The 26,070-nt window shown below is 43.7% G+C and carries 26 protein-coding genes; 7 read left to right on the plus strand and 19 right to left on the minus strand.

The genetic code is table 11. The features are described from left to right. Window position 1: 1 nt before the first annotated feature. The 11 genes from QF117_RS17840 to QF117_RS17890 form a co-directional block, all read right to left on the minus strand. Window positions 2–1,219: an AAA family ATPase gene (locus tag QF117_RS17840; RefSeq protein WP_282387313.1), complete on the minus strand. Its 1,218-nt coding sequence runs from the start codon at window positions 1,217–1,219 to the stop codon at window positions 2–4. Between the two features lie 11 nt (window positions 1,220–1,230). Then, window positions 1,231–1,701, minus strand: coding sequence for a TadE/TadG family type IV pilus assembly protein (locus tag QF117_RS17845; protein WP_282387314.1), 471 nt, complete (start codon window positions 1,699–1,701; stop codon window positions 1,231–1,233). Then, complete coding sequence (locus tag QF117_RS17850) at window positions 1,698–2,129, minus strand: TadE family protein (RefSeq protein WP_282387315.1); 432 nt, start codon at window positions 2,127–2,129, stop codon at window positions 1,698–1,700. The genes QF117_RS17845 and QF117_RS17850 overlap by 4 nt, the downstream gene beginning before the upstream one ends. A 1-nt stretch (window position 2,130) precedes the next feature. After that, on the minus strand, window positions 2,131–3,363 hold the full coding sequence (locus QF117_RS17855) for a Tad domain-containing protein (RefSeq protein ID WP_282387316.1): 1,233 nt from the start codon (window positions 3,361–3,363) through the stop codon (window positions 2,131–2,133). Window positions 3,364–3,383: 20 nt separating this feature from the next. After that, on the minus strand, window positions 3,384–3,644 hold the full coding sequence (locus tag QF117_RS17860; protein WP_282387317.1) for a hypothetical protein: 261 nt from the start codon (window positions 3,642–3,644) through the stop codon (window positions 3,384–3,386). 8 nt (window positions 3,645–3,652) lie between these two features. After that, complete coding sequence (locus QF117_RS17865) at window positions 3,653–5,113, minus strand: type II and III secretion system protein family protein (protein ID WP_282387318.1); 1,461 nt, start codon at window positions 5,111–5,113, stop codon at window positions 3,653–3,655. 8 nt (window positions 5,114–5,121) lie between these two features. After that, entirely contained in the window at window positions 5,122–5,868 is a 747-nt protein-coding gene (cpaB, locus tag QF117_RS17870) for a Flp pilus assembly protein CpaB (RefSeq protein ID WP_282387320.1), read from the minus strand. Then, the gene (locus QF117_RS17875) at window positions 5,865–7,217 is read right to left on the minus strand and encodes an AAA family ATPase (protein ID WP_282387322.1); all 1,353 of its coding nucleotides are present in this window, start codon (window positions 7,215–7,217) and stop codon (window positions 5,865–5,867) included. The genes cpaB and QF117_RS17875 overlap by 4 nt, the downstream gene beginning before the upstream one ends. Window positions 7,218–7,278: 61 nt before the next feature. Continuing rightward, a complete protein-coding gene (locus QF117_RS17880) occupies window positions 7,279–7,806 on the minus strand; it encodes a prepilin peptidase (RefSeq protein WP_282387323.1) in 528 nt (175 codons plus the stop codon). Between the two features lie 26 nt (window positions 7,807–7,832). Further along, window positions 7,833–8,006 carry a hypothetical protein gene (locus QF117_RS17885; RefSeq protein ID WP_282387324.1) on the minus strand — a complete coding sequence of 58 codons (174 nt, stop codon included), beginning with the start codon at window positions 8,004–8,006 and terminating at the stop codon, window positions 7,833–7,835. A 115-nt stretch (window positions 8,007–8,121) separates the two neighbouring features. Next, the gene (locus QF117_RS17890; RefSeq protein WP_026026527.1) at window positions 8,122–8,301 is read right to left on the minus strand and encodes a fimbrial protein; all 180 of its coding nucleotides are present in this window, start codon (window positions 8,299–8,301) and stop codon (window positions 8,122–8,124) included. Window positions 8,302–8,773: 472 nt separating this feature from the next. Here QF117_RS17890 and QF117_RS17895 point away from each other — a divergent pair, with 472 nt between their 5' ends. Further along, the gene (locus QF117_RS17895) at window positions 8,774–9,514 is read left to right on the plus strand and encodes an AraC family transcriptional regulator (RefSeq protein WP_282387326.1); all 741 of its coding nucleotides are present in this window, start codon (window positions 8,774–8,776) and stop codon (window positions 9,512–9,514) included. A 135-nt stretch (window positions 9,515–9,649) separates the two neighbouring features. Beyond that, window positions 9,650–11,335 (plus strand): AMP-binding protein, encoded by a 1,686-nt coding sequence (locus QF117_RS17900; RefSeq protein WP_282387328.1) that lies wholly within the window; start codon window positions 9,650–9,652, stop codon window positions 11,333–11,335. A 47-nt stretch (window positions 11,336–11,382) separates the two neighbouring features. Here QF117_RS17900 and QF117_RS17905 read toward each other — a convergent pair whose 3' ends face one another. After that, window positions 11,383–11,577, minus strand: coding sequence for a hypothetical protein (locus tag QF117_RS17905; RefSeq protein WP_282387329.1), 195 nt, complete (start codon window positions 11,575–11,577; stop codon window positions 11,383–11,385). Between the two features lie 96 nt (window positions 11,578–11,673). Between QF117_RS17905 and QF117_RS17910 the strand changes: the two genes are divergently transcribed. Continuing rightward, entirely contained in the window at window positions 11,674–12,579 is a 906-nt protein-coding gene (locus QF117_RS17910) for a LysR substrate-binding domain-containing protein (RefSeq protein ID WP_282387330.1), read from the plus strand. 130 nt (window positions 12,580–12,709) lie between these two features. On the opposite strand, the gene QF117_RS17915 is transcribed toward QF117_RS17910, so the two are convergent. Then, window positions 12,710–12,916, minus strand: coding sequence for a DUF1127 domain-containing protein (locus tag QF117_RS17915; protein ID WP_282387331.1), 207 nt, complete (start codon window positions 12,914–12,916; stop codon window positions 12,710–12,712). 104 nt (window positions 12,917–13,020) lie between these two features. Between QF117_RS17915 and QF117_RS17920 the strand changes: the two genes are divergently transcribed. Together QF117_RS17920 and QF117_RS17925 are read left to right on the plus strand one after the other, a co-directional pair. After that, a complete protein-coding gene (locus QF117_RS17920) occupies window positions 13,021–13,968 on the plus strand; it encodes a LysR substrate-binding domain-containing protein (RefSeq protein WP_282387332.1) in 948 nt (315 codons plus the stop codon). Between the two features lie 100 nt (window positions 13,969–14,068). Beyond that, window positions 14,069–14,281: a VF530 family protein gene (locus QF117_RS17925; protein ID WP_282387333.1), complete on the plus strand. Its 213-nt coding sequence runs from the start codon at window positions 14,069–14,071 to the stop codon at window positions 14,279–14,281. Between the two features lie 203 nt (window positions 14,282–14,484). Here the strand turns inward: QF117_RS17925 and fusA are convergent, their stop codons facing one another. Both fusA and radA read right to left on the minus strand, forming a co-directional pair. Beyond that, window positions 14,485–16,569 (minus strand): elongation factor G, encoded by a 2,085-nt coding sequence (gene fusA, locus QF117_RS17930; RefSeq protein ID WP_282387334.1) that lies wholly within the window; start codon window positions 16,567–16,569, stop codon window positions 14,485–14,487. 236 nt (window positions 16,570–16,805) lie between these two features. Then, complete coding sequence (radA, locus tag QF117_RS17935) at window positions 16,806–18,185, minus strand: DNA repair protein RadA (protein WP_282387336.1); 1,380 nt, start codon at window positions 18,183–18,185, stop codon at window positions 16,806–16,808. A gap of 185 nt (window positions 18,186–18,370) precedes the next feature. On the opposite strand from radA, the gene QF117_RS17940 reads away from it, so the two are divergent. After that, window positions 18,371–20,716, plus strand: a complete 2,346-nt coding sequence (locus QF117_RS17940; protein WP_282387338.1) for a PilZ domain-containing protein — start codon at window positions 18,371–18,373, stop codon at window positions 20,714–20,716. 124 nt (window positions 20,717–20,840) lie between these two features. Here the strand turns inward: QF117_RS17940 and serB are convergent, their stop codons facing one another. Beyond that, window positions 20,841–21,821 (minus strand): phosphoserine phosphatase, encoded by a 981-nt coding sequence (gene serB / locus QF117_RS17945; RefSeq protein WP_282387340.1) that lies wholly within the window; start codon window positions 21,819–21,821, stop codon window positions 20,841–20,843. 100 nt (window positions 21,822–21,921) lie between these two features. Here serB and QF117_RS17950 point away from each other — a divergent pair, with 100 nt between their 5' ends. Continuing rightward, window positions 21,922–22,524, plus strand: coding sequence for a YtjB family periplasmic protein (locus QF117_RS17950; RefSeq protein ID WP_282387341.1), 603 nt, complete (start codon window positions 21,922–21,924; stop codon window positions 22,522–22,524). A gap of 149 nt (window positions 22,525–22,673) precedes the next feature. Here the strand turns inward: QF117_RS17950 and deoD are convergent, their stop codons facing one another. The 3 genes from deoD to deoA all read right to left on the minus strand — a co-directional run bounded on the left by deoD (window position 22,674) and on the right by deoA (window position 26,068). Continuing rightward, window positions 22,674–23,393 carry a purine-nucleoside phosphorylase gene (deoD, locus tag QF117_RS17955; RefSeq protein ID WP_282387343.1) on the minus strand — a complete coding sequence of 240 codons (720 nt, stop codon included), beginning with the start codon at window positions 23,391–23,393 and terminating at the stop codon, window positions 22,674–22,676. A gap of 78 nt (window positions 23,394–23,471) precedes the next feature. Next, entirely contained in the window at window positions 23,472–24,692 is a 1,221-nt protein-coding gene (locus QF117_RS17960) for a phosphopentomutase (protein WP_282387345.1), read from the minus strand. A 32-nt stretch (window positions 24,693–24,724) separates the two neighbouring features. Continuing rightward, entirely contained in the window at window positions 24,725–26,068 is a 1,344-nt protein-coding gene (gene deoA / locus QF117_RS17965; RefSeq protein WP_282387346.1) for a thymidine phosphorylase, read from the minus strand. Window positions 26,069–26,070: the final 2 nt, after the last annotated feature.

Here is a 26,070-nt window from a genome sequence, read left to right on the forward strand (position 1 = left end):
CTTAGGAAAACAGACTCTTTAACCAACCTTGTTTTTTTTCTTGTTCAGGCATCATAGTTAAAGTGAACTTAGCCACTGACTTCGCTATCGAGCTTTTCTGTTTTGACTCAATAAATGGCCGCCCCAAATTGGCACTCTCTATAGCGACTTTAAATTCATTAGGCACCATATGGACCTTGACGCCTTGAATCGTCCCTTCGATGTCTTTCAATTTGATCGATAACCGCTTTTCATAACGATTGACGATAATCTCTTGCTGCTCTTTAGTGATGCCAAAGTCCAATGCAAGCAGCCTTGCAATCCGCGTGGTGTTTTTAATCGAGACCAAGTTTTGCTGAGTAATAAGAAACACTTTCGTCACGGGTGTAATCACAGAGGTGAACAGCCGATCCACCCCGCGAGAAAGATCAATAATGACGTAAGGGTAGAACTCCCTGAGTATAGGTATCAATTTATTGATGTGCTTTGCTTTGTCGTAGTTATCGTGGGTGTTTTCATGCTTGAATCCGAGCACATGTAACCCCGAAGCATGTTTTGTCACAAGGCTGCCTAGTGACACTTCATCTAAGTCAGAGACACTCGCAATGGCATCTGAAAGACTGTACGGCGAAGACACATTTAAATAATCTTCAATGACACCAAACTGCAAATCGAGATCAAGCAGCAACACTTGTTCTGGGTACTCTTTTGCTATGCTCATCGCGGAATTCAATGCAAGGGTTGAGGCTCCCGATCCCCCTTTTGAATTAATAAAAGCAAACATTTGGCCTAAGTTTCGATTGGCAATTTTTTCCTCAGAAATATTTTTAAGCATGGGGATGAGTGCGTTGATCTCTGATTTATCAGAAACAAAATCCGCGGCGCCAATGCGAAGGGCAATCTTTAACGCGCCATTATCATTTTCATTGCCAAACACAATCAAAGATGCCTCGTAGCCTTCTGTTGCCGGCCCTTCGTATTGCTGAAGCTCGATGATCTTTTGAGCCCAATTAGGCCCGGTTTCAACAAAAATCAGATCAGGTGGGGTAAATTGAGCGAGGTTTGCAACCACCAAATTATGCAAAGAGATCGTCTCAAAGCTGATGCTCTGGCAATGCGCTAGCTCTTGACTAATATGCAATTGAAAGCGATCGCTCGAATAAAAGATCCAAACATTCAGGTTGGTTTTTAAACGGATCTGACTTCCATCATTTCTAGTTAGCTCCACCGCCTCTCCCATCGTACGCTCCTCTAGCAATCCGTATCGGTATTCGAGCCTCTGATCTCACCTAGATTTTCCCTTGGTAAAGTGGTTTCAAAGCTCGGAACAATAATGACGCCTTGTAAAAAGGTGAGTAAGCCAGAAAATTGATATTCAAAATTAACCACTTCCGATCTTACATACCGAATATCCAAAAATACTTCCGGATCCACAGAGGGATCACCGGTGATCACAGCCCCTGTTTCGTTCAAATATTCCAAAGACAAATTGGCCGACGTAAACCCTCCAGGGGCATTTCTCGGGACCGCTAACCCCGGTATTTCATCTTTGTCTGCCACATTACATACCACTCCCAATCTAGCCGCGACGCGCGTCATTTCGTTAATCAGCTGCAGCGAGTACATGTAGCGCCCGACTTCAATCACCCCCAGAATCAACACCAATAAGGCGCTTGAAATGAGCGTAAACTCTATGATCGTGATGCCTCGTTGGCTTCTCATGGTGCCGTCCTCATCATTGCAGACGTATTAAGTGGGACACCAAAGTTAAAACTGGAAGAAAATAGGTTTGTTATAGGAGTATAGGTATGATTTATGGTGACCGTCACATATTGATTGGAATGATTGATAGAAACATCACTGGGGGTAAGGCCTTGAACTAAAGGGGTACTCGAATCACCAATCAAGGCGGTTCCATACACCACCATATTTTTTATTTCGGTTTCATCGGCAATGTGATCGTAACTGGATGTACCCGATACATTGGTCGTTGCGTATCTCGCTCCATTTCTCGCCATTTTATTCAACGTATTATAATCAATCAGAGCATTACCAAACTCCGTCACCCCACCAATAATTAAGACTAAAATAGGAACCGTAATGAGAAACTCTACCGCAGCAATGCCTTTCTGCTTTCGTTGTATGCTCATATCATGACTCCGTTGCCAAAGGGTCTTTATAAAGAACAATACGATAAGGCCCATCAACATCACTGCCTTGACCCGGTACCCCGCCCGTGACACTGCAGTCTTCAATAAACTCTCCAAATACAGGCTGTTTACTGCCATTACTTGTTGGGGCTTGTTGTAACAAAAAGAAGCAGCCGATCGCGGTAATATCAAATGAATTAAAACCACCTTTAGCATCAGTACAATCAACAATGGGGACAGGAAGAATACGTCTATTATATTGACCACCTTGCGCTATTCGACAATCGCTATCACCAGTACAATCTGGCAACGCAGCTTTATAGTCAGAATACCCCCACGGTTTTCCACCAGCCCCAGACGAATCGGTATAAGTAATGTTGCCATTGTTGTCCATATTTGGGCCGTTAGAGGGCTGCTTGATATACACATCTGATGGATGATCATTTGAATTAACACCGCCCCCCCCATAAATACCAAATCGAGTATTCAGCCCCTGGCCAACTGGACCGACAGTATTACCAGGCTTAGTTAAGACAGGATCGTTAATATTTATCTCTGTTTCAAATCCACCCGCCAATGCGTCTCGAACGGTACTTGCACCAGAGCCAAAATCAAGTAATTGGAAATTTCCAGAACCCATATTTGAATTTTGATTTGAAGGTAGTTTTAATGCATACAACGCACCTTCATTAAATCCGTTGACCCCTACATCCTCTCCTTCACAAACCGCCATCGGTACAATATTAACCAGAATTTCTTCTGGAGGGCTGGGACCTGCTACCGCACTGGCTGAAATAATTTTGTCGTGACCAAAAATCTGGATGAAAAAATCGTCCAATGAATAACCTGCAACCGACACCCTAACAAAGGTATCGTCTGCACTGGTATAACTCCCATCAGGGAATAAGGCAGGATCATTGGAAAAATCGACTAAAATCGTCGCGCTTGAAAAGTCCATTTCGCTGTTACCGCTCGCACCCGCCACATTGTTTAGCGTGGTCTTGGCAACACTGGTCGCTTCAGCGGTGGAACCACCATTGTCGATGACTAAAGCCGCCGCAAGGACCGCTGCATCAACGCTGTTTTGTAAACGTGTTTTATTCATTAATGCGTGATTTACATCAATTGAAAGAGCCGCAACACCAATCAGCGCAGCCATTGCAACCGTCACCATGACAAGCACCAATCCTGATGCCTTTCCCCTCCTACTGATTGTCTGTTTTGTGCCTTTCATCTTGTGGTCCTTAAGGGAGATTATTGTGCAAACCCTTGTAAAACTTGGCTCTCAGTACCTTTCAAACCGTTATTTTCTGCTCCTGTATAGGTTTGATAAGCCCCTTCCATTCGCTCACCACTGCCTGATGGAATCACTGATTCATTCTCTTTGGTCGCATTGGGGTTATAAACTTGCTCGGCTCTTAAGTTGGCAACATGATGCCCCAAAGGTTGATCATTGGCGCACCCAACACTTGTGCCAATAACCCACATTATGATTGTTATTTTTAGTCCGTTCATTTTGCCTCCTACAGGCTATGTCCAAAGGAGCCTTCTGAGCCACCTTGGGAATAGTCCATGAATTCCGTAACATTCTCTGTGGTTTCCCCATTACGTTTATTTGGCTCTGCTATGTAAGCCCCTTGCCCGAGTAAGTAGTACTTCACATCATTAGGTTCGACAAAGGAATCCGTTGGCAGTGAAATTCGGTTTCTATCTACGGGGCTTGCAAGGCGGGGGGTCACTAAAATAACCAGTTCCGTCTCTCCTGAGACATATTCTTGGCTATTGAACAGTTGCCCTAATACGGGAATATCCCCAAAACCGGGCATTTTGGTTGCAACATCACGGACATTTTCGCTTAATAAACCTGCAATACCGATAGTCTGCCCATCGGCCAGCTCCAATGTCGAAGATGCACTACGGCGAGTAATCGGAGGGATAACATAGGTTCCGTTAGTGCTTCCTGGGCTCAGTGTCAGTGAGCTTGAATTGGCAATTTCACTGACATCAACCGCAAGATTTAGGTTGATTTTTTTATCGCTTAACACCGTGGGGATGAACTTCAACCCAACGCCATACTCTTTGTATTCAATCGTGATCCCATCATCATCGGGGACGGGAATAGGGAACTCTCCCCCCGCCAAAAACTCAGCTCGTGATCCACTCAATGCGGTTAAATTAGGTTCTGCCAACACCTTGGCAGCGCCTGTTTGTTTGGCCACATCAAGCGCAAAACTAAACAATGTATTGCCATCGACAAAGGAGCCGAGCAACCCGTAATTAGACGAGCTTGGTAGTTCAAATATGGGGTTTGTTCCGGATAATGCACTGCCAACCGAAGCGGCTCCCCAACCTATTTCAGAGCCACTGGTTTGGAAGAAGTGGAAGTTCGCATCAAACTTACGCACAAGGCTTCGTTGCACTTCAGCCACCGTCACTTCCAACATCACCTGCTGCGCCCCACCAATCGACATTAAGTTGATGACACCCGTTTGTTTCACTTGTGAGCTCAGGGATTCTTTTTCTTCATCCGCCTCTTGTCCGACTGCGTAAGTCTCTGCCACTCTCAATGCCACATTCATCTTTTCTTGAGAGCTCACTTGACCACTGAGTATCAATCGATTTTGAGCGCTATGTACTTTAATATCTTCGTCTGGAAGAAACTCATATAACTTAGATTTCAAACTATTGAGATCATGCGTCACTTCAATATCAATCGATTCAATTAACCGACCTCGACTGTCCCAGGCCATTAAGTTTGTCGAGCCTAGTTTCTTGCCAATGAGAAACAACTCATCAGATTTCAGCATGACAATATCCAGTACTTCAGGGTCCCCTAATGAGACACGCTTAGCTTTGGCTGACAGATTGACATGCGTCGATTTGTGATGGGGAACTTTCACTGTTTTTCCGGTTTGGGTTGATGCAATGACGACAGTGGAACTGCACATCAACAATAGGGTGGCGAATAATATTATGCTTCTCATAGTGCACCTCAGTCCTTAACTCGAATATTGGTAGACTGCGTCCCTTTTATTATCGTGACACTTGGTGCAACCCGCCGCTTCACCACGACTTCCTCTGGTTCATGAGGATTTCTTAATGTGAGCTGAATGATTCCCTTGCTCTTAGCCGTTAACAGCTTTTCTGCGTCTTTTGGTGTCACTTCTAGTGTGACAGCACGCACGACGACAGGCGCATTTTCTTGTGTTCTCGCCGTTTGATCGACGGCGAGCACTTTAATATCTTTGAGGACTGTGGACGTATTGGTATACGTTTTACTGTGATTAATCGTACTCAATATATCGACTCGATTACCGGGCAATAAGAACCCAGCCACCCCAATCACATCATCCACTCGAATGGTGACTGCCCGCATGTTTTCTGAAATCAAGGATGCCAGAGTTGAACCAACCGCCCCTGAAGTAACGCGCAACGGGTTAATCAACTCTCCTTGGAAAATATCGGCGTTCGCCACGAGCCCGATGACTGCTTCTTGATCGACAAATTGATCAGAATCTCGCCAGCTGACTTCCAGTAATTTAGAGGTTAAATGCAGGGCTTCTATCACCGTGCCTGCGGGGATTGATTGCGCGGCGATGACCACGGGCTCTCGCTCTACGACTTCCGTTGTGACTTGGGGCTGTACTTGTCTATCCATCCACTGTTTAGCAAAAAATACCGCACCTAAACCAAAAACAATGGATAACAAAAACAATAAAACGACTTGTTGTTTACTCATCTAGCACCTCCACCTTTACCGTCAGCGGTAAAGTAGACTTCCCATGCCCGTGAAAGTACTTCCGGCGTTATTACGGGCTCAATGTCTTCAAATGCAATGATATCTCGGCTGATACCCACCATGTCTTTGGGCAAGCAGGGATAAAAACCCACGCTATGTTGACGATGTAAACTGATTAAACTTTCGAAGACCGAAGACGCTATGGAGAGGTTTTTGCCTTTGGCCATTTTCTCCCAAAGCATCTGATATTCATTATCTTTTAATGGATAAAACTGAATCTTGTACCCCAAACGTCGCAAGAAAGCCGGATCACTGATTTTTTCAGGATCCAAGTTACTTGAGAAGGCGAGAGTCAGGATGAAAGGAATCGTTATTTGCTGACCATTTGGCAAGGATAAGTGGTCAAAAAAGTACTCCATGGGGACTATCCAACGATTCAGTAACGTATCAACCGGCATGGGCTGACGCCCTAAATCATCAATAATGAAGATGCCATTGTTTGCCATCATCTGTAACGGCGCCATCCAGACTCGATTGTGTTCACTGTGATTCACCTCCAACATATCCATCGTCAATTCGCCCCCAACTTGAATACTAGGGCGTTCACATAACACCCAGCGTCTGTCAAACTGCTCTTTGAATAGCAAACTCTGTTGGTCGTTATTTTTGTTGACTCGATTATGATGCTGAGGAGAGAAAACTTTAATGATGTTACCGGCTGCGTATACCGCAAAAGGAATATAAACCGAAGTATTGAGAGAATTGAGTATTCGAGTGGCTACAAATGTTTTGCCGGTACCAGCGTCACCATATAACAGCAACGCTCGACCAGAATTAATGGCTGGCCCTAATACTGAGATCATCCGTTCTGCGCCATACACATCACTTAACGCGTGAGTGACATCGGCTTTCGTTACCACTCGAGCGCGTACATCTTGCGCTTTTACCATCTGATCGTATTCGCTTAACGAGATGGGAGTTGGCCCTAGGTAAGCGTCTTTAGCAAAAGCGTTGTCAGCCTCTTGAACACCTGTTGCGGATAACGCATAGCGGACGGCTCCTCCTGACTGCTGAGACATATAGCCTTCGCTTTCAGCCTGAAAGACTTCAACAAGAGATTTTTTCCTCAGATTTCCAATCATGGCTTCAATAAGGTGACTGTTGATGCACATAAGTTGCGTGAGATTGAGCAGATCGGACTTGGGGTAGGCGGCAATGTGTTTAATCAATAAATTTTCTACAACAGCCCTAGGAACCCCGAGTTCATCAAATGATGTGGGGACTTTAGGTGCGTCTGCTTGAGGAGTTAACTCTTCTCTATGTAGACTTTTTTGATTTGTCGTATTCACAGAGACTCCTTGTTGTCATCGGTTCACTCAATATCGAGTCACCAATGTAAGTGTTAATCCATTAAAAATAGCTTTGCATGGCTAACCCGATCACGACCACAGGAGCAAAAGGCATTCGTAACATCTGGGCATTACTCTTGGCGAGCATATCCCCCTCCACTTTTGAACCTCGACCATAAGCTCGACCATAAGATAGAATCATCGTGTACTTTCTTATCATCTGTTGAAACAACTTAGGATCTTCCGCCATTCTCATTGAGCCGTACAATAAACCCACCAGCACACTTGAAATGGCAATCCAAAACACCGTATCAAGCAACTGTCCCCAACCCATGACGACGCCAACAACCCCTAAGAGCTTTACATCGCCAGGCGCCATTGCTCGTGCGATATACAAAGCAAAGCCACCAAGAAACATCACTAGGCCTGCTACCAATGAACCCCCAATAGTGAGCAGAGGGTCATGAGAAAAAGATTGGTATGCGATGGTCAACACCAACAGATAGAGAAGCGCAATATTGGGGATTCGATTTTCTCTTGCATCAGTGATCGCAATGACCAGCCATCCTGCCCAAATAAGATACCCCATAGCGTTTTGTCCCTAAAAGAGAGCCGTTATTCGCTACCACTAAAAACAGACTCAAACTCATCGGTTAAAATTCCGTATACCACAGTGAAAAAACCAGAAAGGCCGATAATCATGGCACCAGCACCAACGACGTATTCCACCACAGTGAGCCCTTCCTCGTTGGCAAAAAACTCTTTAGATACATTTAGAAAATGTTTCATCTTTAAGTCTCCTAAATTGTACTGGCAAAGCGCTACAAGGAACGACCTTATAAGACCTAGCCAGTACTACGTAGAATAGACTAAAAGTTGAATCACTGCCGAATAGACCTCGTTACTATTCAGCTGGAGCCTCGTCAAAGACACTGCCCAATTCAGTTGTTAATGTGTCACTAAATGTACCAAATATTCCCGCTAATCCAGCCACTAGCAATCCAGCACCAACCACATACTCGACCACCGTTAGCCCCTCTTCATCGTTCATAAAATCTTTTATCAAATTCACTAAATTACTCATCATTGGGTCTCCTTCCAAAAGGCAATTCATACTCAATTGCTAACTGATAATTTAGACATTAATAAAACTATCCGTTAGGACTTTCCTAATCTATTTTGGTACTTTTTTGTCATGAATTACCCTTAACTAAGAGGCCATCATTGACAATAAAGCAGTTGATATGGTCAAAATTCTTGGCTTTAGAAATATCCTCCACAAGAACAACAAATCTAATGCATTGTTTTAAATACAAATAACAACAAAGGCTTTCCTCCTCTATATCCCCCAAGAACAACCAACATCCAGTCTCACTATTGATACTTGACACAATAAAATATGAGAGATTATATGAACTAATATCACACGAAACTTCAAACTCAGTGATAGCTCTATCATTAAATTCACTCAATTCGTCTTTATCTCTGGAAAAACGCCAGTCTAAGGCTAGCCTTAAACTAGTGATTAAGGATTAGCTAATTTAAGGGTGTGGACTATGGCTGTTTTGCATGCAGGCCAGTGGATTGGGCAATCTATCTCGTATATTCAAAGGGATACCCTGTTTAGTATAGAAAGGTTCTTTACCATTATAGAAAGTGGTCATGATGTGTCGGTCTTAAGCGAACCCACTATTGATATCTGCTTTTTCTTTTTCGATAAAAACGTCAACCATCCCCTTCTATTGACTGCCATCAAAATATGCCAAAACCTTCATAAGAAACTGATCCTCATACACAAAGGCGACATTGAAGAGGACATTCTTGCTTTGGATGTTGTTTTTGATCACTTCGATCTCAACCGTTTTGATGTAACTGAATGGTGCGAACAACTTAGCCGCAATATTCATTATCGATTCACTGATCATCAATCCATATTCACCTTGCACAAAGTACAAGAGGATTTAGACGAACAGAATATCAACAAGGATCTTATCGAGGTACTCCGCTATATCGACATGAATATATCGCGAACGATCAGAGAAGAGGATATTGCCGATTATTGCCACTACTCCGTCAGTCACTTTTCACGAATGTTTCATCAATCGGTGGGGATCAGCTTTAGAGATTACCTAACCACCAAACGCATTGAGCGAGCAAAACAACTCTTACAGGACGACAAAAAAAATAAGATTGCGGTCATCGCTTACCAATGCGGCTACAAGGATGTTTCCTATTTTTCTCGTATGTTTAAGAAGAAAACCGGCATTTCTCCCGGTGTTTTCAGACAATTTTATTAGATAGATCACTCTAATCACTTAAAAAGGCGCGGTTAACTTTTCACTCAACTCACTAACATGCTAATGTTAACCGATAGTTAACATTAAATTAACATAATAATAATTACATCATTTGTTATTACACGGAGTTAGAGAATGATTCAGCCTAATCAAATATCCAAACCAACCTGCACTCTTCCCCCACCAAACGAACTCATTTTGAAATGGGCTCAAGAGCGCCCTAATGAAGTGTACTTAAAACAAATCATCAATCGCCAGTTTGTTGAGTTCACTTACGCTGAAGTCGCCGATAAAGCGCTACGCCTTGTCGGTGCATTGAATACATTAGGGGCTAAGCCTGGTGATAAAATCGCGCTAATATCAAAGAACTGTGCAGAGTGGTTTATCTGTGATTTGGCGATCATGCTTGGCGACTTTGTCAGTGTACCTATTTTTCCAACCGCAGGGGCCGATACCATCGAGTATTGCGCGACTCACAGTGAGAGTAAATTCATCATTGCTGGAAAACTGGACGACTCTAAAGCAACGCAACAGGTTCTTGCTAGCCAGCCTCACCTCATCAGTATTGCTCTCCCTTACGATAGTGCACCTAACTGTCAGCACCAATTTGAAGAACTGATTGCATCATCTGAGCCGTCAACATTTCGCCCTGAACATTGCGACGACAAACTGATGTCATTGGTTTACACCTCTGGCACATCCGGGCAACCTAAAGGTGCGATGCTGACCTATGGTGCGTTTAGCTGGTCGGTTGAACAACTGATCAACCATATAGGCATTCAAGGCGGTGACAGACTGTTTTCTTACCTTCCGCTCGCGCACATTACTGAACGAGTGTATATCTTTGGGTGCTCTATTGCAGGTGGTGTACAAACCGCATTCCCAGAGTCGTTAGATACCTTTATCGAAGATGTAAAAATGCAGCGTCCAACACTGTTTATTTCAGTCCCTAGGCTGTGGACACTGTTCCAGCAACGTATTCAAGACAAGCTGCCACCACGCAAGATGAATCTTCTGCTCAAGATTCCGTTTGTCAGCACGCTCATTAAGAAGAAGCTAGCCGATGGGTTAGGGCTTGATCAAGCCAGAGTACTCGGGTGTGGATCGGCACCGGTTTCAGCGGCTTTACTCGATTGGTACCACAGTATTGGATTGAACATTACCGAAGCGTGGGGAATGACGGAATCCTTTGCTTATAGCACGATCAATCACCCGTTTAGAGAAGACAAGATTGGGACTGTGGGTAATGCAGGTCCTGGGATTGAACTGAAAATCGCCCAAGACAGTGAAATCATGGTGCGCGGTAAAGGCATATTTTCTGGGTACTACAAAAATGATATCGCGACCAAAGAATCGTTTGATGATGAAGGGTGGCTGCACACAGGTGATATCGGCTCTATTGACTCCGAAGGTTACCTTTCTATTCAAGGGCGTAAAAAAGACACCTTCAAAACCGCAAAAGGGAAGTTTGTCGCGCCGGTTCCTATCGAGAAAAAACTCTTCGAATACAGCAGAGTTGAGATGATGTGCCTTATCGGTCTTGGGCTTCCAGGGCCAATATTACTCGTCGTGCCTCATGACTTCCCTAATTTTGACAAGGAACGTTATGAGCGCACAACCAAAAGAGTGATTGAAAAAATGAACGCTCAGCTAGGTTCACATGAAAAAATCAAAGGCGTGTTAATGATCAAAGAACCGTGGAGTATTGAGAATAATATCCTAACTCCAACACTCAAGATTAAACGACATGTATTAGAGCAAAAATACCATGAGTTAGGAGCAAATTGGCCTAAAGACAAATTCGTGGTCTGGGAAGAGTAATTAAAATCGAAAGGGAGCCATTACGGCTCCTTTTTTATAAGCCCAAATTATAGATATTTGGTGTAGTCTGAGGTGTCATTGTTCTCGTTGTCTAGCCCCAGATCCTCTTTTACTCGACGACTCAATTGCTCTGCACACAACATTTCATTCGGCTTACCAATCACCTCACCTTCATTAATATATTTATTTTTAAATAACTTAGTACCAAACATCTTTGTCCAACCGATTAACGCTTCCATCATTCAACACCTGTACTTGCCACCGTTCTATCGTTATTATGAAAACAACCTGTTCGATAAGCGAACAACCAATATTTACATTAATTATAAGTAGAAGTTATGGACAATCGACTACGCCACCTTTCAGGTCTACGTTACTTCGAAGTTGCAGCTCGTTTAAGCAGTTACAGTAAAGCTGCAGATGAACTCTTTGTTAGCCAAGCCGCTGTCAGCCAGAAGATACGACAATTAGAAGAACAGGTCGGGTGTAAGCTTTTCGTTCGTAAAGGCCGAGAAATGACTCTAACACATGAAGGACGTACGCTTTTCAGACACGTTTCAGATGGGTTTAAAGAGGTTTTATTGGGCTTAAACAAGATCCAGTCAGAGCCCATTCAAGGCTTGCTTGTTGTTAGAAGCCCTCCTTCTTTCGCTTCACGCTGGTTATTGCCAAGGTTGTGGAAGTTCTCAGTCAGACACCCAGAGATCCCAATTAAGGTACTCACAGGGTGTGATACTCCAAATTTAAAGCACGGTGAGATTGATGTAGCCATTCGCCAAGGCGAAGATCTATGTGTTGAAGAAGGCTTGGCACTTGAGGTGCTTTTCAACGAACCGGTTTACCCTTTTTGTTCCCCTGAACTCGCAAACTCTTTGAACTTCACATCACCTAAACAACTCCTCAAATGTTGGCTGATTCAGTTTGATAGCGGTTGCTTCCCTTGGGAAGAATGGTTCAAACAAGCCAACATCTCGACTCAAACTCGTACGATACAGTGGATGGAAGTCGGTACCTTTGATATGGGATTAACCACGGTCATGGCGGGTCATGGTGTTTGCCTTGCAACGGACAGCCTTGCCGGTGATTTCATCGAACGCGGTCTACTCGTAAAGCCTTTTAACATTGGGATGACACCAGGCGTTCAAGTAAACCTGTGCTTTGATCCTGCTTCACCGAGGAAGGAACGTATTGCTGCGTTTACTGAATGGCTACATGAAGAAGTATCCGACCTATTAAAAGCCTAACCGATGCTGTCCATGATTGTTGCAATGAAAATAAGAAATAAGGCACTAACCTTCAAAACTAAACCGTTAGTGTCACTCTTTCTAATTCGAGTCTTGCTGAGTAAAAAGAGTGGCATAGGATTAAACTGACTCATTGCCAAAATGGCTTCCTGGATTCGATTTGGGCTTGTTCTTTCGTTAAACCGACATCTTCAAGTAAATGATCTGGAATCTCCGACAGCCTTTTTCTAGAGCGATAGATTTCATGCCACTGAGCAATCTTAGTAAAGAAAACCTTAACCAGGCCAATTAATAGAGAACGACGATTTCTTTGTATATTTGTAATTGCAGTATCCATATTTCTTCCCCTTTGCTCGTAACTCCGTTGACAAGGCCAATAATCAACCATTATGGTTGGTAGGACAAACGATAGAAATTGGCTTTAAGTTAAGGAAAACTAATGTGAATGAGCGAATGCCTCCTTTTCAAGGAATCTATTATTTTTATACCGCTGCAGAACTTGGCAGTTTCAAATCCGCAGCCACTCAGTTATTTGTGACACCCGCTGCGATTAGCCAACAAATCAGGCTGCTAGAAGAGTGGTTAGAAACAGACCTATTTATTCGTCAGCACCGTCAAGTCGTATTAACTCACGAAGGTGAAATTCTTTACCTCCAAGCTAAAAAAGGCTTTGCCCATTTGCAAGAGGGGATACGCCAAGTTAATCAAGACCCCAATCCAACACAGCTATCAATTTCTACCCTCCCCTCGTTTGCGCAGCACTGGCTCGTTCCCCGAATCGGTCAATTTAGAGAAGCACACCCAGAGCTATCAATGCTCATTGAACCCAGCAATCAATTGGTTTCATTCCTGGATTCTAGTGTGGATATTTGTATACGCTATGGTGAGGGAAATTATAAAAATGTTGAAAGTCGTTGGCTGATGGATGAAGTGGTCTATCCGGTTTGCCACCCTATTTATCAAGAAAAAAATGCCATTTATGGTATTGAAGATTTGTATAAGGCGGAATTAATTGAAGACCGCTGGCCAGATATGGATTGGAAGCTCTGGTTAGATACTGTGGAAGTGAAAGCAGGCCAATCGACGTTACAGTACGATGGCTCTCATTTCGTTCTTGAGGGAGCTCTCTCTGTCCAAGGGGTTGCCTTGGTAAAACATAGCCTAGCGAGACGCTACATCGAAGAAGGGAAACTGGTTAGAATTGGGAACATCGCACTCAAGCCCAGATTTAGCTACTACCTATGTGCACCTGCTGGTTACTTTCGCCGTGAAAAAATCCTGCAGTTTGAACAGTGGATCAAGCATCAAATTCGGATTTTTTCTGAATTAGATAACGAGAAACTCATTATTAAAGAAAGCGACTACTCTTTAAAATGGAAACAAAACTAATTCACAAGAATTGCTATACTGTCTGATTAGAGTCCGACACCCTAGTCATCTCGGGACTTCTGCGAATGATGACGACTAAATATGGAAAAATTGGAATCCAATGACACAAGAAAACAACCCACTTCATGGTATTACACTGCAAAAACTGCTCACAGAGCTCGTCGAACACTATGGCTGGGAAAGACTCAGCCAGATGGTCAATATCAACTGTTTTAAGAGTGAACCGAGCATTAAATCTAGCCTTAAGTTTCTGCGTAAAACAGAATGGGCTCGCGCTAAAGTAGAGCAGATTTACGTAGATCTAAAAGGTTAGATTGGACCACTTTTGGCTCTCACAAAGTGGCAATATGTGAAAAAGTTGCCATATATGAAAAGCAGCTAATCATGAAAAGTCCTAGCAGTAAGAGGTACCTAGCAGTGAAAAGTACCTAGCTGTGAAAAAGCAACAAACTGCAGAAAACAAAAAGCCCCACTAGCTTTCACTAGTGGGGCTTTTTCAGTTAGAGAGTTAAACGATTATTTCTTAGCGTTTTCTTCTTTAACTTTAGCGATTACTTCTTCTGCCACGTTCATTGGACATGGAGAGTACTGTAGGAATTCCATAGAGAATTGACCACGGCCTGAAGTAATAGTACGTAGGTGACCGATGTAACCAAACATTTCTGAAAGTGGTACATCAGCTTTAATACGTACGCCAGTTACGCCTGCTTGTTGATCTTTGATCATGCCACGACGACGGTTAAGGTCACCGATAACATCACCAACGTGATCGTCTGGAGTAAACACGTCAACGTTCATGATTGGCTCAAGAAGTTGTGCGCCAGCTTTAGGCATAGATTGACGGAATGCGCCTTTCGCTGCGATTTCAAATGCGATTGCAGATGAATCGACTGCGTGGAAACCACCATCGAATAGTTCAACTTCAACGTCTAGCGTAGGGAAACCAGCAAGAACACCGTTCTCCATCATGCCAGCAAAGCCTTTTTCTACTGCAGGCCAGAATTCTTTAGGAACGTTACCGCCCACTACAGAAGACTTGAATGAGAAACCAGAACCAGGTTCACCTGGCTTGATACGGTAATCGATCTTACCGAATTGACCAGAACCACCAGATTGTTTCTTGTGCGTGTAGCTATCTTCAATTGCTTGAGTAATAGTTTCACGGTAAGCAACTTGAGGTGCACCTACAGTTAGGTCAACGCCGTATGTACGCTTAAGGATATCTACCTTAATGTCTAGGTGAAGTTCACCCATACCTTTAAGGATAGTTTCGCCTGTCTCTTCGTCAGTCTCAACTTGGAAAGAAGGATCTTCTGCAACCATTTTACCGATAGCGATACCCATTTTCTCAGAACCGCCTTTGTCTTTTGGCGATACAGCAATAGAGATTACTGGCGTTGGGAATACCATTGGTTCAAGTGTTACAGGGTGCTTAGGATCACACAGAGTGTGACCAGTTTGCACGTTCTTCATACCAACGATTGCAATGATGTCACCAGCTTGTGCGCTAGTTAATTCGTTACGGTCATCAGCTTGCATCTCAACCATACGGCCAACACGCTCAGTTTTACCCGTAAATGCGTTAAGGATAGTGTCACCCTTGTTCAGCTTACCTGAGTAAATACGTACGAACGTTAGTGCGCCAAAGCGATCATCCATGATTTTGAATGCTAACGCTTTGAATGTTTCATCTGTTGAAACGATAGCGTACTCGCCCGTTTCTTCGCCTTCTTCGTCCATTAGAGGTTGAGGGTCAACTTCAGTTGGCGATGGTAGGTAATCTACTACAGCGTCAAGAATAAGTTGCATACCTTTGTTCTTGAACGCAGAACCACAGAACGTTGGGAAGAATGCGATATCACGAGTACCTTTACGGATACAACGCTTGATGTCTTCAATAGAAGGCTCTTCACCTTCCATGTAAGCTTCCATTAGATCATCGTCTTGCTCTACAGCAGTTTCGATTAGCTCTTCACGGTATTGCTCTACTTCATCAACCATGTCCTCAGGAACATCTTGAACTGAGTAGTTTTCAGGAAGACCAGTGTCATCCCAAACGTAAGCTTTACGGCTTAGAAGGTCTACAACACCAACAAAGTCATCTTCGCGGCCAATAGGTAGAACCATAACTAGAGGAGTTGCACCTAGAACGTTTTTAACTTGGTCAACAACGTTAAAGAAATCTGCACCCATACGGTCTAGTTTGTTAACGAAAATCAGACGAGATACTTCTGATTCGTTAGCGTAACGCCAGTTAGTTTCTGATTGAGGCTCAACACCACCAGAACCACAGAATACGCCGATACCGCCGTCTAGTACTTTCAGGGAACGGTAAACTTCAACGGTGAAGTCAACGTGTCCAGGAGTATCGATAACGTTTAGACGGTGGTCATTCCAGAAACAACTTACAGCTGCAGACTGGATAGTAATACCGCGCTCAGCTTCCTGTTCCATGAAATCGGTAGTCGATTCACCATCATGAACTTCACCAGTTTTGTGGATCTGGCCAGTAAGTTTAAGGATACGCTCAGTTGTAGTGGTTTTACCCGCATCAACGTGCGCGAAAATACCAATGTTTCTGTATTTTGATAAATCAGTCATCGTTTTACTCTGTTAATAGGATATAAAATGCGCGCAGAGTATACCACAATCCGTCAAGACTGATACCCTTGCGTGTACGAGATGATAAAAAACTTTTATAGGCTACTGCTCATCTAAAATCAATCATAAATATGCAATGGATACATTTTTATTATATTTACTACTCTAGATAAACGATATTGAGCGTAGTCTATTTTGACTCGCTCTGATTTACAAACCTAATTGTTGAATATGTTTTATAGCTCATCAAAAGCAGCTAATGCATCCGACAACTTTTTAACACCGTGGATCTGCATTCCTTGAATGCCGTTTTTAGGCATATTTGCCGCAGGAACAATCGCTCGCTTAAAACCATGTTTAAACGCTTCCATTAAGCGCTCTTGCCCGCTGGGTACCGGGCGAATTTCTCCTGCAAGACCCACCTCACCAAAGACAACGACATCCTTTGGCAACGGTCTATCTTTAAAGCTCGATAGCAATGCCATGACAAGCGCCAAGTCGGCACTAGTTTCCGCCACTTTTACACCACCAACGACGTTGACAAACACATCTTGATCGGCCATTTGTAACCCGCCGTGCTTATGCAACACCGCCAACAGTAGTGATAATCGATTTTGATCCAAACCAACGGACACTCTTCTCGGGTTTGCCAGCTGTGAATAGTCGACAAGCGCTTGAATTTCAACTAAAAGTGGACGAGTACCTTCCCAAACCACCATGACTGAACTGCCTGACGTTTCTTCTTCACCGCGAGACAGAAAAATAGCCGATGGGTTACTCACCTCTTTCAAGCCTTGCCCTGTCATAGCAAAAACGCCTAACTCGTTGACGGCGCCAAAACGGTTTTTATGGCTGCGCATGGTTCTAAAACGACTGTCAGCACCGCCATCAAGCAACACCGAGCAATCAATAATGTGCTCAAGTACTTTAGGGCCCGCTAGCGTACCGTCTTTGGTCACATGGCCGACGATAAACACGGCAACGTTATTCTGCTTAGCGTAACGCGTTAACATGGTCGCAGACTCTCTCACCTGAGCGATACTGCCCGGAGAAGATTGTACATCGGCAACATTCATTACCTGAATGGAGTCAATGACCATGATTCTTGGCTGCTCTTTTTCAGCGATTTGACAAATTTTGTCGACATTGGTTTCTGACAGCATCTTCAAATGTTCTTTAGGCAATCCTAAACGAGACGCCCTCATGGCCACTTGTTGCAATGATTCCTCACCCGTAACGTATAACGTCGGCATTTGAGCAGAAAGCAAACACATGGTTTGAAGTAGCAATGTTGACTTACCTGCCCCAGGGTTACCACCAATCAAAATTGCGGCGCCAGGCACAACTCCACCACCGAGTACACGATCAAATTCTTTGAAACCACTGCTAAATCGTGGAACTTCTTGCAAGTCTATTTCAGATAGAACTTGCACCTTTGATTCGGAACCGGCTCCTGCATACCCTGACAAGCGCTCGTTACGAGCTACCGTTGGTGAGGCCGCTATACGAATCTCGGTGATCGTATTCCAAGCGCCACACGCATTACACTGGCCTTGCCAGCGAGGGAAATCCGCACCACAATCATTACAAACATATGCACGCTTTGCCTTAGCCATGTTTCCTCAATTAACTAAACTGACAACACATAATTTACTAAACTAACTATGAAACCCTTTGTTAAACTATGTGACATCTCAAGTGATTTTTAACATTATATAATCTTCAGCCAAATTAACATAAAGGCTAAAGATTTTGGTCAATATGTCGATGTTATTGCAACGGAGTACTTTAACAGAAAACTATGCAGCAATCTGAAATTCTATCTATCGCAGAGAGACTCATCCCCGCTTATCATTCGGAGGATTTCGACTACCTTCTATCTCAAATGACAGAAGATGAATCCCCGTCGGCTAAGTTGCTGGTCAAGATGGAATTAAACCGCGTGATGGCACCTTGTACTAAACCTATCGACTTGCGTGGACGAGTGCAGGGCGAATGCCGAGAATATGAACTCGACGGATTAAAACACTGGTTGGACGACGTTGCCTTTAATGCATACCATAAAAACGTTAGAAAATTCCGAGGCTATACTGAAGGCGTTTGGGAAGCGCTGATCAACACCAAAAATAATTTTCGGGTGATGAAACAAAATGGGGTTCCCACGCAAAAAGAGTTATCGGCTGAAAGTAGCCCATTTCATGTCGAACCCATCACTCTAGGGTATGACCTGAAGCGACAAGAAAATCGACTTAAGGTGTATTCTCAAGTCGAGATCCAACTGCAAAACAAACAGATTGTTCATGCCGTGAGTATCGATCTGTCGCCTTCCGGAGCAAAATTCAAAGTGCCCACGGCATTCAATTATAAGCTGGGCGAATTGATCAGTGTTTCATTTGTTGAATTACAGAAGTCCTCTGAAGTTGAAGACATCCATCTACCGCTTAATTACCGAATTGTCGGCATTGACGATAGCTATGAAAATGACGCGGTTAAATTCATTCGAACCCTCAAATTGTCAGATTCCGACGTCATCAATCAAGTTATTGAAGAATCGCTACAAAACAGTGCACAAAAAGTGCGTCACGATAACCAAGATAAGATCATTCGCGCCCGCACCCGAGGTTACGAACATACCTATTTAAAACACACCTGTAATTTACCGGTGTTTTTTAGTGGTAATGAATTGAAGCTCGTCTTGATGACTGAGAACAATTTGCCTATTTGGAATTACTGGCAAGACGAACGAAACCAACAAGCTCTCGGCTCTTTGTTTCATGAGCAACGCATGTCCTTGTTAACCACTGAAGGAATCCGTGGTTGCAGTAATACCATTTATTCGTTTACTCATGACCATGATGGAAAGTCACTGTTTTTTTCAATGATGATGCCAGAAGCGACCCGAGAAGAACGCCAGTTGTTTTGGCACGTTGGTGCGAAAAGAAAGAGCTGGAAGGCGTTTAAGCTTTCTATTTTTGAGCTGTCAGACCCAGAATGTCAGCAGCTATCGCAGCACGCCAATGAGTTAGGCATTGACACTAAACCACTCTCTCATTGTGGTATTCTTCAAGAAATAGCGGATACGGATTCCGCAGCTGATTATCTTTTTACTGAGAAACCGAAACTACCGAGTAAAGCACTCAATCGATTTAGGCACACTCGTCGTGTCTGCGGAAACCCGACTTCTATCTACTTTGATGCCAAATCTCGCCGCAAAGAGCCTCGCTATCATTTTAAGTCGCCCATCGAGCTAACCATCGATCTAGAAAGCCCAATGACAGGGCACACCATCGATCTATCCAAACATGGCTTGAGCATTCAACTCGATAAACCCAGTGAACTCAGAGCAAATGAAGCATGCAGCATCAATCTGCGTGAGCTTCAATTATACGATAAGTCCTTGCCACTGAGTGATGTTCAGTACCACGTTATTCGAGTTAGCGCAGACAACTTAAAGATTCAACTCAGCATTGATGAGTCGACGAGTAATTTAAGTACCATCGCGTTCTTTGACCGATTGATCAAACATAATCAAGCTAAGCTACCCAAAAAGAAAGAGTTATTACCCAGCAACGAATTGCTTGAAGGGCTGCATAATATTCTGCTTGATAAAATGGTGAGCAATCCTGTTTTTGTTGAAAAAATCAAAGGGTCATTAGTGCCCATGGTGATAGGCGTTAATTACCCTCTTCCACCTCATTTGGTATTAATGGCTCGCCTTGGTATTGCGAAGCAATTTTCATTAGAACCGATTTACAAGGGTCGAATGAATACACTGCTTTCTGTACCAATGAAACGCATTGAAGGAGCCGTCCCTCAATATCATGAGATTTACATTTCAGCCGTCATTTTTGGTAATCGTATTCAATCATTGCAAACGAAACTCAGCAGTGAATTTGAGAACATCAGAGAAAGGTTAATTTTCATTAAGAAGGCAATGGCCGTCGGGGATTTCTACGTGCTCAGAGTATCCGGTGCTCCAATATTTGAGCCTTTAACCAGTCTGCTTAAACAGGATATTGAAGAACTGACCCAAATCAGCATGCATCAAGCAAGAAACCTAGAAAAGGAAATTAGCGCCACCGTTGGTTACGGTGAAATCGTCGATATTACTGAGGAAGTATTGGTCCGGCTCGAGCTGACTAAATAGTTTCGTGAAGACATGGTAGTTTCTCAAGACAAGGCAGTTTCGTGAAGACAAGGCAACCTAGAAAAAGCAATCGCGAAGATATTTCCCCTCGCGATTTTTAATTCTCAACAATAATAACGAAATATTAAGGCTTAGCTTGCCAGCTCAGTTTTTGCTGCTTGACCAAACCCGCAGAGAGGATGCATAGCACACCACCAAGACCTGCAAATCGAACCGCAGTCTGAGCCGCTTGTTCTACTTTAGGTTTAGCATGATAAGCCACACCCAGCCCTGCCGCGTTCATCATCACTAGATCATTCGCCCCATCGCCAACAGCAACAGTGTTATGGATCTCGATGTCATACATCTCAGCAAGCTCAAATAAAATATCCGCTTTCGTCTGGGCTGAAACCACATCACCGATAACCTGGCCTGTTAGCTTGCCATCAACAATCTCTAAGGTATTAGACTGAGCGTGATGAAGGTTTAGCTCCTGGCGCAAATAATCAGAGAAATAGGTGAATCCTCCTGAGGCGATGGCGGTTTTCCAACCGATTGCATTCAATGTCGTCACTAGCTCTTTTAAATCTGGCATAAACGGCAGGTTTTGACGAACAGATTCCAAAATAGATTCATTCGCCCCCGCTAACTTAGCCACTCGCTGACGGAGACTCTGCTCAAAATCGAGTTCTCCTTGCATCGCTCGTTCGGTGACTTCCGCCACCTCTTCTCCCACTCCCGCCAATATCGCAATCTCATCGATGCATTCGATTTGAATCGCGGTTGAATCCATATCCATGACGATCAAACCAGGGCTAGAAATATCCGGAAGCTCATCTAAAAGGGCAAAATCTAACCCTAATGAAATGATGATATCTTGATGTGCTTGAGTCAGAGCTCCTGACATCAAAGCCACCTCGTAATGACCCACTTTCCAAGTTTCAACAATTCGAGTGTATGTACCTGTATAGGTATCAATGTCGTCAAAATATTGAGGGGAAAGGTGCGAAGCAAAGATAATCCAATTCGCTTTAGCTTTATCCTGTTGATTTGAAAAGCGAGTTTCAGGTAGTCGCTTCAAAAGAGTCGTGTGTCGCCTGATTGGTAGAGTCTTTAACGTATCCATGTTTTAATCCTTAAAATAACTCCATAACGTTACCCTATTGCAATTTGAAAACGCAAGTATCAATATTAACGAACGCAAAATAATTCTGTTTAGGAATACCATGAATCAATCATTATTTTCATTTCGAGTAGCAGTTAAGGTCATCGCTGTACTTATGCTGCTTGCCATGGTTTCCGTGATCGCCATCAATAGCGTCAAAATAAGCCAAGGCAATGAACGAATTCAACACAATCAACTCGAGACTCTCACCAAGATATTGATCTCTCAAGCGTCTCTTTCCGCCGCCGAAATGGTGATGCAAGAAGATCAAGAGAAGCTATTAAAACTCGCCAATCAAATCGCGCAAAACCCGCTGGTTTTTGATGCAACACTCTACAGCACCGAAGGTATTAAACTCGCCGCAAGCGATGATGCCCTGACAGCGAGAGAAGTGCTCGGGCTTGATACGCCATTATCCACAGCAAGAATAGGTCGTCAGCAACTCGTCGAGCCTGTTATGCATGATTCCAGTATTATCGGTTTTATCCGTATTACTTTTGAAACAGGCCGAGTCACCGCCATTTCAGATCATCACTACCGGAAAAGTGATCGTTACATGTACACGATGATATTGATGAGCTTTATTGGCGGCCTATTAGTGCCAATATTGATTAGAAAGAAACGAAAGAACAAGGGTGAAAACTTGTTGCTCAGTGGGCAATAATCATCACGACACTTAATCACCAATGACAATTAATCACCGATGACACTTAACCGCAGCCAAAACTATACTGTTCACGAAATCAGCAGCATCACAAAATAAAAAACCTCAGTGTTCAAACTGAGGTTTTTTCATTTAAAGCCAAAAGATAGTTAGTCTTCATCACCTAGCAAGACGGAATCCAAAGCAATTTCCATCATGTCATTAAATGTAGTTGCACGTTCATCTGACGTGGTTTGCTCACCGGTTTTGATGTGATCCGATACCGTACAGATTGCTAGCGCTTTGGCGCCATATTCTGCCGCCACACCATAAATCCCAGCTGCTTCCATTTCAACACCAACAATTCCGTATTTATCCATTACGTCGAACATGTCCGGGTCAGGTGTGTAGAAGAGTTCGGCTGAAAACAGGTTACCGACTTTAACATCGATACCACGTGCTTTTGCTGCCTCTTCTGCAGCTCTCACCATTTTATAATCAGCGATGGCTGCGAAGTCATGATCTTTAAAGCGAATACGGTTTACTTTAGAGTCTGTACACGCGCCCATACCAATCACAACATCACGCACTTTAATATCTTCGCTAACCGCACCGCAACTCCCGACGCGTATTATCTTCTTAACACCGAAGTCTTTAATCAGTTCGGTGACGTAAATAGAGCATGATGGTATTCCCATACCATGCCCCATAACCGAGATCTTACGGCCTTTATAAGTGCCCGTGTATCCATACATACTGCGCACATCACAGACCTGAACAGCATCATCTAAAAAAGTCTCAGCGATGTATTTAGCGCGCAGTGGATCACCCGGCATCAAAACAACATCTGCAAAGTCACCCTTTTCAGCATTAATATGTGGCGTTGCCATAATCTATTCCTTCTTCAATCTTTATTTGAATTGTTAATCCAATTGTTAAGGGCTCTTCTACAGAGCCCTCATCCATGATTACAAAAAGTTTTTACCGTACTCCATTGGAGATGTTTCAAAGTACGATGCCAAGCTTTGGCCAATATCAGCAAATGTATCTCTCAGCCCTAATGAACCGGCTGCAACCTTTTGGCCATATACAATCACAGGGATATGCTCACGCGTATGATCACTGCCAGGCCATGTAGGATCACACCCGTGATCAGCCGTCAAAATAAGAATGTCATCTTCTTGCATTAACTCGATAACTTCGTTAATTCGCCCATCAAAATACTCTAAAGCCGCCGCATAGCCTGCCACATCTCTTCGGTGCCCGTATGCAGAATCAAAGTCAACAAAATTGGTGAAGACTATCGTGTTGTCTCCAGCTTTTTTAATCGCCTCTTTTGTCGCTTCAAAGAGTTCAGGAATCCCGGTCGCTTTAGTTTTCTGAGTTATCCCACAGCCTGCGTAAATATCAGAAATCTTACCAATGGAGTGAACTTGACCGCCCTTTTCATCAACCAGTTTTTGCAACACGGTCGGTGCTGGTGGCTCTACCGACAAGTCTCTTCGGTTCCCCGTACGAGCAAATTCGCCCGCTTTCGCACCAACAAATGGTCGCGCAATCACTCGGCCAATGTTGTACTCTTCAAGTTCTTCACGAGCGATCTGGCAAAGCTCTAGTAACTTATCTAAGCCAAACGTTTCTTCGTGACAAGCGATCTGGAACACAGAATCACCCGACGTATAGAAAATCGGTAAGCCTGTTTTCATGTGCTCTTCACCCAAATCATCAAGAACCTGAGTCCCTGATGCATGGCAATTACCTAAGAAACCAGACAAACCAGCACGCTTTAAAATGCGGTCTGTCAGCTCCGTTGGAAAGCTGTTTTCTTTATCCGTAAAGTAACCCCATTCAAATAACACAGGAACACCAGCAATTTCCCAGTGACCTGAAGGCGTATCTTTACCTGATGACAGCTCAGCGGCATGACCGTAAGCACCAATCACATCAACACTCTCTTCGAGACCCGCAGCAAACTTACCGGTTGATTCTTTGTGCGCCATCGCAAAACCAAGCTTAGACAGGTTAGGCAGTTTTAATGGCCCACTACGATCTGCATTATCCGCTAGCCCTTTGCTGCACTGCTCTGCAATATGGCCCATAGTATCTGAACCAACATCACCAAACTTACTCGCATCGGCAGTTTCACCAATACCAAATGAATCTAATACTAAAATAAATGCTCTTTTCATTTTCTCACCCATTAAATGCACTTCACCAGATTTTATACGTCTTCAGAACGAATCTGACGATAAACATCTGGTGTAGGTTGATAGTCTCCGCCAATCGTAATAGCACGTTGAAGTGCCTGTGCGGCCTCTTGCCATTGCTCTTCATTACGTGCATGGATAACCGCTAACGGTTTATCATCTGCCGCAATGTCACCTAAGCGAATGAAATTATCAAAACCCACCGCGTAATCGATGCTGTCTGTTGCTACGCGACGTCCACCGCCCATACCAACAACGGCCATTCCGATTGCACGTGTATCCATTGCTGATACCACACCACGTTCAAGTGCGTAAACAGGTTTAATAATTTCTGCGCTTTCTAGGTAGTTATTATAATTTTCTACAAAATCTTCTGGGCCGCCTAAGCCCGCGACCATTTTACCAAAGCATTCTGCGGCTTTGCCGTTATCCAGCACTGCCATCAATTTCTCTCGTGCATCCTCACTGTTGTCAGCAAGGTTCCCCAATACCAACATTTCAGCACAAGAAGCCAAGGTAATATTGAGCAAGCGAGGATTACGATATTCACCGGTTAGGAATCTCACCGCTTCTCGCACTTCAAGCGCATTACCCGCTGAAGAAGCAAGAACTTGGTTCATATCAGTAAGGATAGCGGTTGTTTTAGTACCGGCACCATTAGCCACGGCAACGATAGATTTAGCCAGCTCTTCTGATGCTTCATACGTAGGCATAAAGGCACCTGAACCGACTTTTACATCCATCACAAGTGAATCTAAACCTGCCGCTAGTTTCTTCGACAGTATCGAAGCGGTAATTAACGAGATGTTATCCACGGTTGCGGTGATATCACGCGTGGCATACACACGCTTATCTGCAGGCGCTAAATCACCCGTTTGGCCTATAATCGCCACCCCTGCGTGTTTAGTCACTTGACCAAACACGTCATTAGTTGGCGTAATGTTGTATCCAGGAATAGACTCTAGCTTATCGAGAGTACCACCAGTGTGACCTAAACCACGGCCAGAAATCATTGGAACGAATCCACCACATGCGGCCACCATAGGGCCAAGCATTAATGACGTCACATCGCCCACACCACCGGTTGAATGTTTATCAACAATTGGGCCATCAAAGTTCATGTGCGCCCAATCAATCACCATGCCTGAATCACGCATCGCACACGTGAGAGCAATGCGCTCTGGCATCGTCATTTCATTAAAGAAGATCGCCATTGCAAATGCTGCAATTTGGCCTTCAGATACGGTATTTTTTGCTACGCCTTGGATGAAGAAATTGATTTCTTCATTTGTAAGAATTTCATTATCGCGCTTTTTGCGGATGATTTCTTGAGGTAAAAAAGTGTGAGATAAAGACATTA

Origin of the sequence: Vibrio sp. YMD68, from assembly GCF_029958905.1 — a bacterium.
GTDB lineage: Bacteria > Pseudomonadota > Gammaproteobacteria > Enterobacterales > Vibrionaceae > Vibrio.

Excerpts from the sequence above, each read along its gene's own strand:
- QF117_RS17840 (WP_282387313.1), bottom strand. The coding sequence starts at position 1,219 with ATGGGAGAGGCGGTGGAGCTAACTAGAAATGATGGAAGTCAGATCCGT.
- QF117_RS17845 (WP_282387314.1), bottom strand. The coding sequence starts at position 1,701 with ATGAGAAGCCAACGAGGCATCACGATCATAGAGTTTACGCTCATTTCA.
- QF117_RS17850 (WP_282387315.1), bottom strand. The coding sequence starts at position 2,129 with ATGAGCATACAACGAAAGCAGAAAGGCATTGCTGCGGTAGAGTTTCTC.
- QF117_RS17855 (WP_282387316.1), bottom strand. The coding sequence starts at position 3,363 with ATGAAAGGCACAAAACAGACAATCAGTAGGAGGGGAAAGGCATCAGGA.
- QF117_RS17860 (WP_282387317.1), bottom strand. The coding sequence starts at position 3,644 with ATGAACGGACTAAAAATAACAATCATAATGTGGGTTATTGGCACAAGT.
- QF117_RS17865 (WP_282387318.1), bottom strand. The coding sequence starts at position 5,113 with ATGAGAAGCATAATATTATTCGCCACCCTATTGTTGATGTGCAGTTCC.
- cpaB (WP_282387320.1), bottom strand. The coding sequence starts at position 5,868 with ATGAGTAAACAACAAGTCGTTTTATTGTTTTTGTTATCCATTGTTTTT.
- QF117_RS17880 (WP_282387323.1), bottom strand. The coding sequence starts at position 7,806 with ATGGGGTATCTTATTTGGGCAGGATGGCTGGTCATTGCGATCACTGAT.
- QF117_RS17885 (WP_282387324.1), bottom strand. The coding sequence starts at position 8,006 with ATGAAACATTTTCTAAATGTATCTAAAGAGTTTTTTGCCAACGAGGAA.
- QF117_RS17890 (WP_026026527.1), bottom strand. The coding sequence starts at position 8,301 with ATGAGTAATTTAGTGAATTTGATAAAAGATTTTATGAACGATGAAGAG.
- QF117_RS17895 (WP_282387326.1), top strand. The coding sequence starts at position 8,774 with ATGGCTGTTTTGCATGCAGGCCAGTGGATTGGGCAATCTATCTCGTAT.
- QF117_RS17900 (WP_282387328.1), top strand. The coding sequence starts at position 9,650 with ATGATTCAGCCTAATCAAATATCCAAACCAACCTGCACTCTTCCCCCA.
- QF117_RS17905 (WP_282387329.1), bottom strand. The coding sequence starts at position 11,577 with ATGATGGAAGCGTTAATCGGTTGGACAAAGATGTTTGGTACTAAGTTA.
- QF117_RS17910 (WP_282387330.1), top strand. The coding sequence starts at position 11,674 with ATGGACAATCGACTACGCCACCTTTCAGGTCTACGTTACTTCGAAGTT.
- QF117_RS17915 (WP_282387331.1), bottom strand. The coding sequence starts at position 12,916 with ATGGATACTGCAATTACAAATATACAAAGAAATCGTCGTTCTCTATTA.
- QF117_RS17925 (WP_282387333.1), top strand. The coding sequence starts at position 14,069 with ATGACACAAGAAAACAACCCACTTCATGGTATTACACTGCAAAAACTG.
- fusA (WP_282387334.1), bottom strand. The coding sequence starts at position 16,569 with ATGACTGATTTATCAAAATACAGAAACATTGGTATTTTCGCGCACGTT.
- radA (WP_282387336.1), bottom strand. The coding sequence starts at position 18,185 with ATGGCTAAGGCAAAGCGTGCATATGTTTGTAATGATTGTGGTGCGGAT.
- QF117_RS17940 (WP_282387338.1), top strand. The coding sequence starts at position 18,371 with ATGCAGCAATCTGAAATTCTATCTATCGCAGAGAGACTCATCCCCGCT.
- serB (WP_282387340.1), bottom strand. The coding sequence starts at position 21,821 with ATGGATACGTTAAAGACTCTACCAATCAGGCGACACACGACTCTTTTG.
- QF117_RS17950 (WP_282387341.1), top strand. The coding sequence starts at position 21,922 with ATGAATCAATCATTATTTTCATTTCGAGTAGCAGTTAAGGTCATCGCT.
- deoD (WP_282387343.1), bottom strand. The coding sequence starts at position 23,393 with ATGGCAACGCCACATATTAATGCTGAAAAGGGTGACTTTGCAGATGTT.
- QF117_RS17960 (WP_282387345.1), bottom strand. The coding sequence starts at position 24,692 with ATGAAAAGAGCATTTATTTTAGTATTAGATTCATTTGGTATTGGTGAA.
- deoA (WP_282387346.1), bottom strand. The coding sequence starts at position 26,068 with ATGTCTTTATCTCACACTTTTTTACCTCAAGAAATCATCCGCAAAAAG.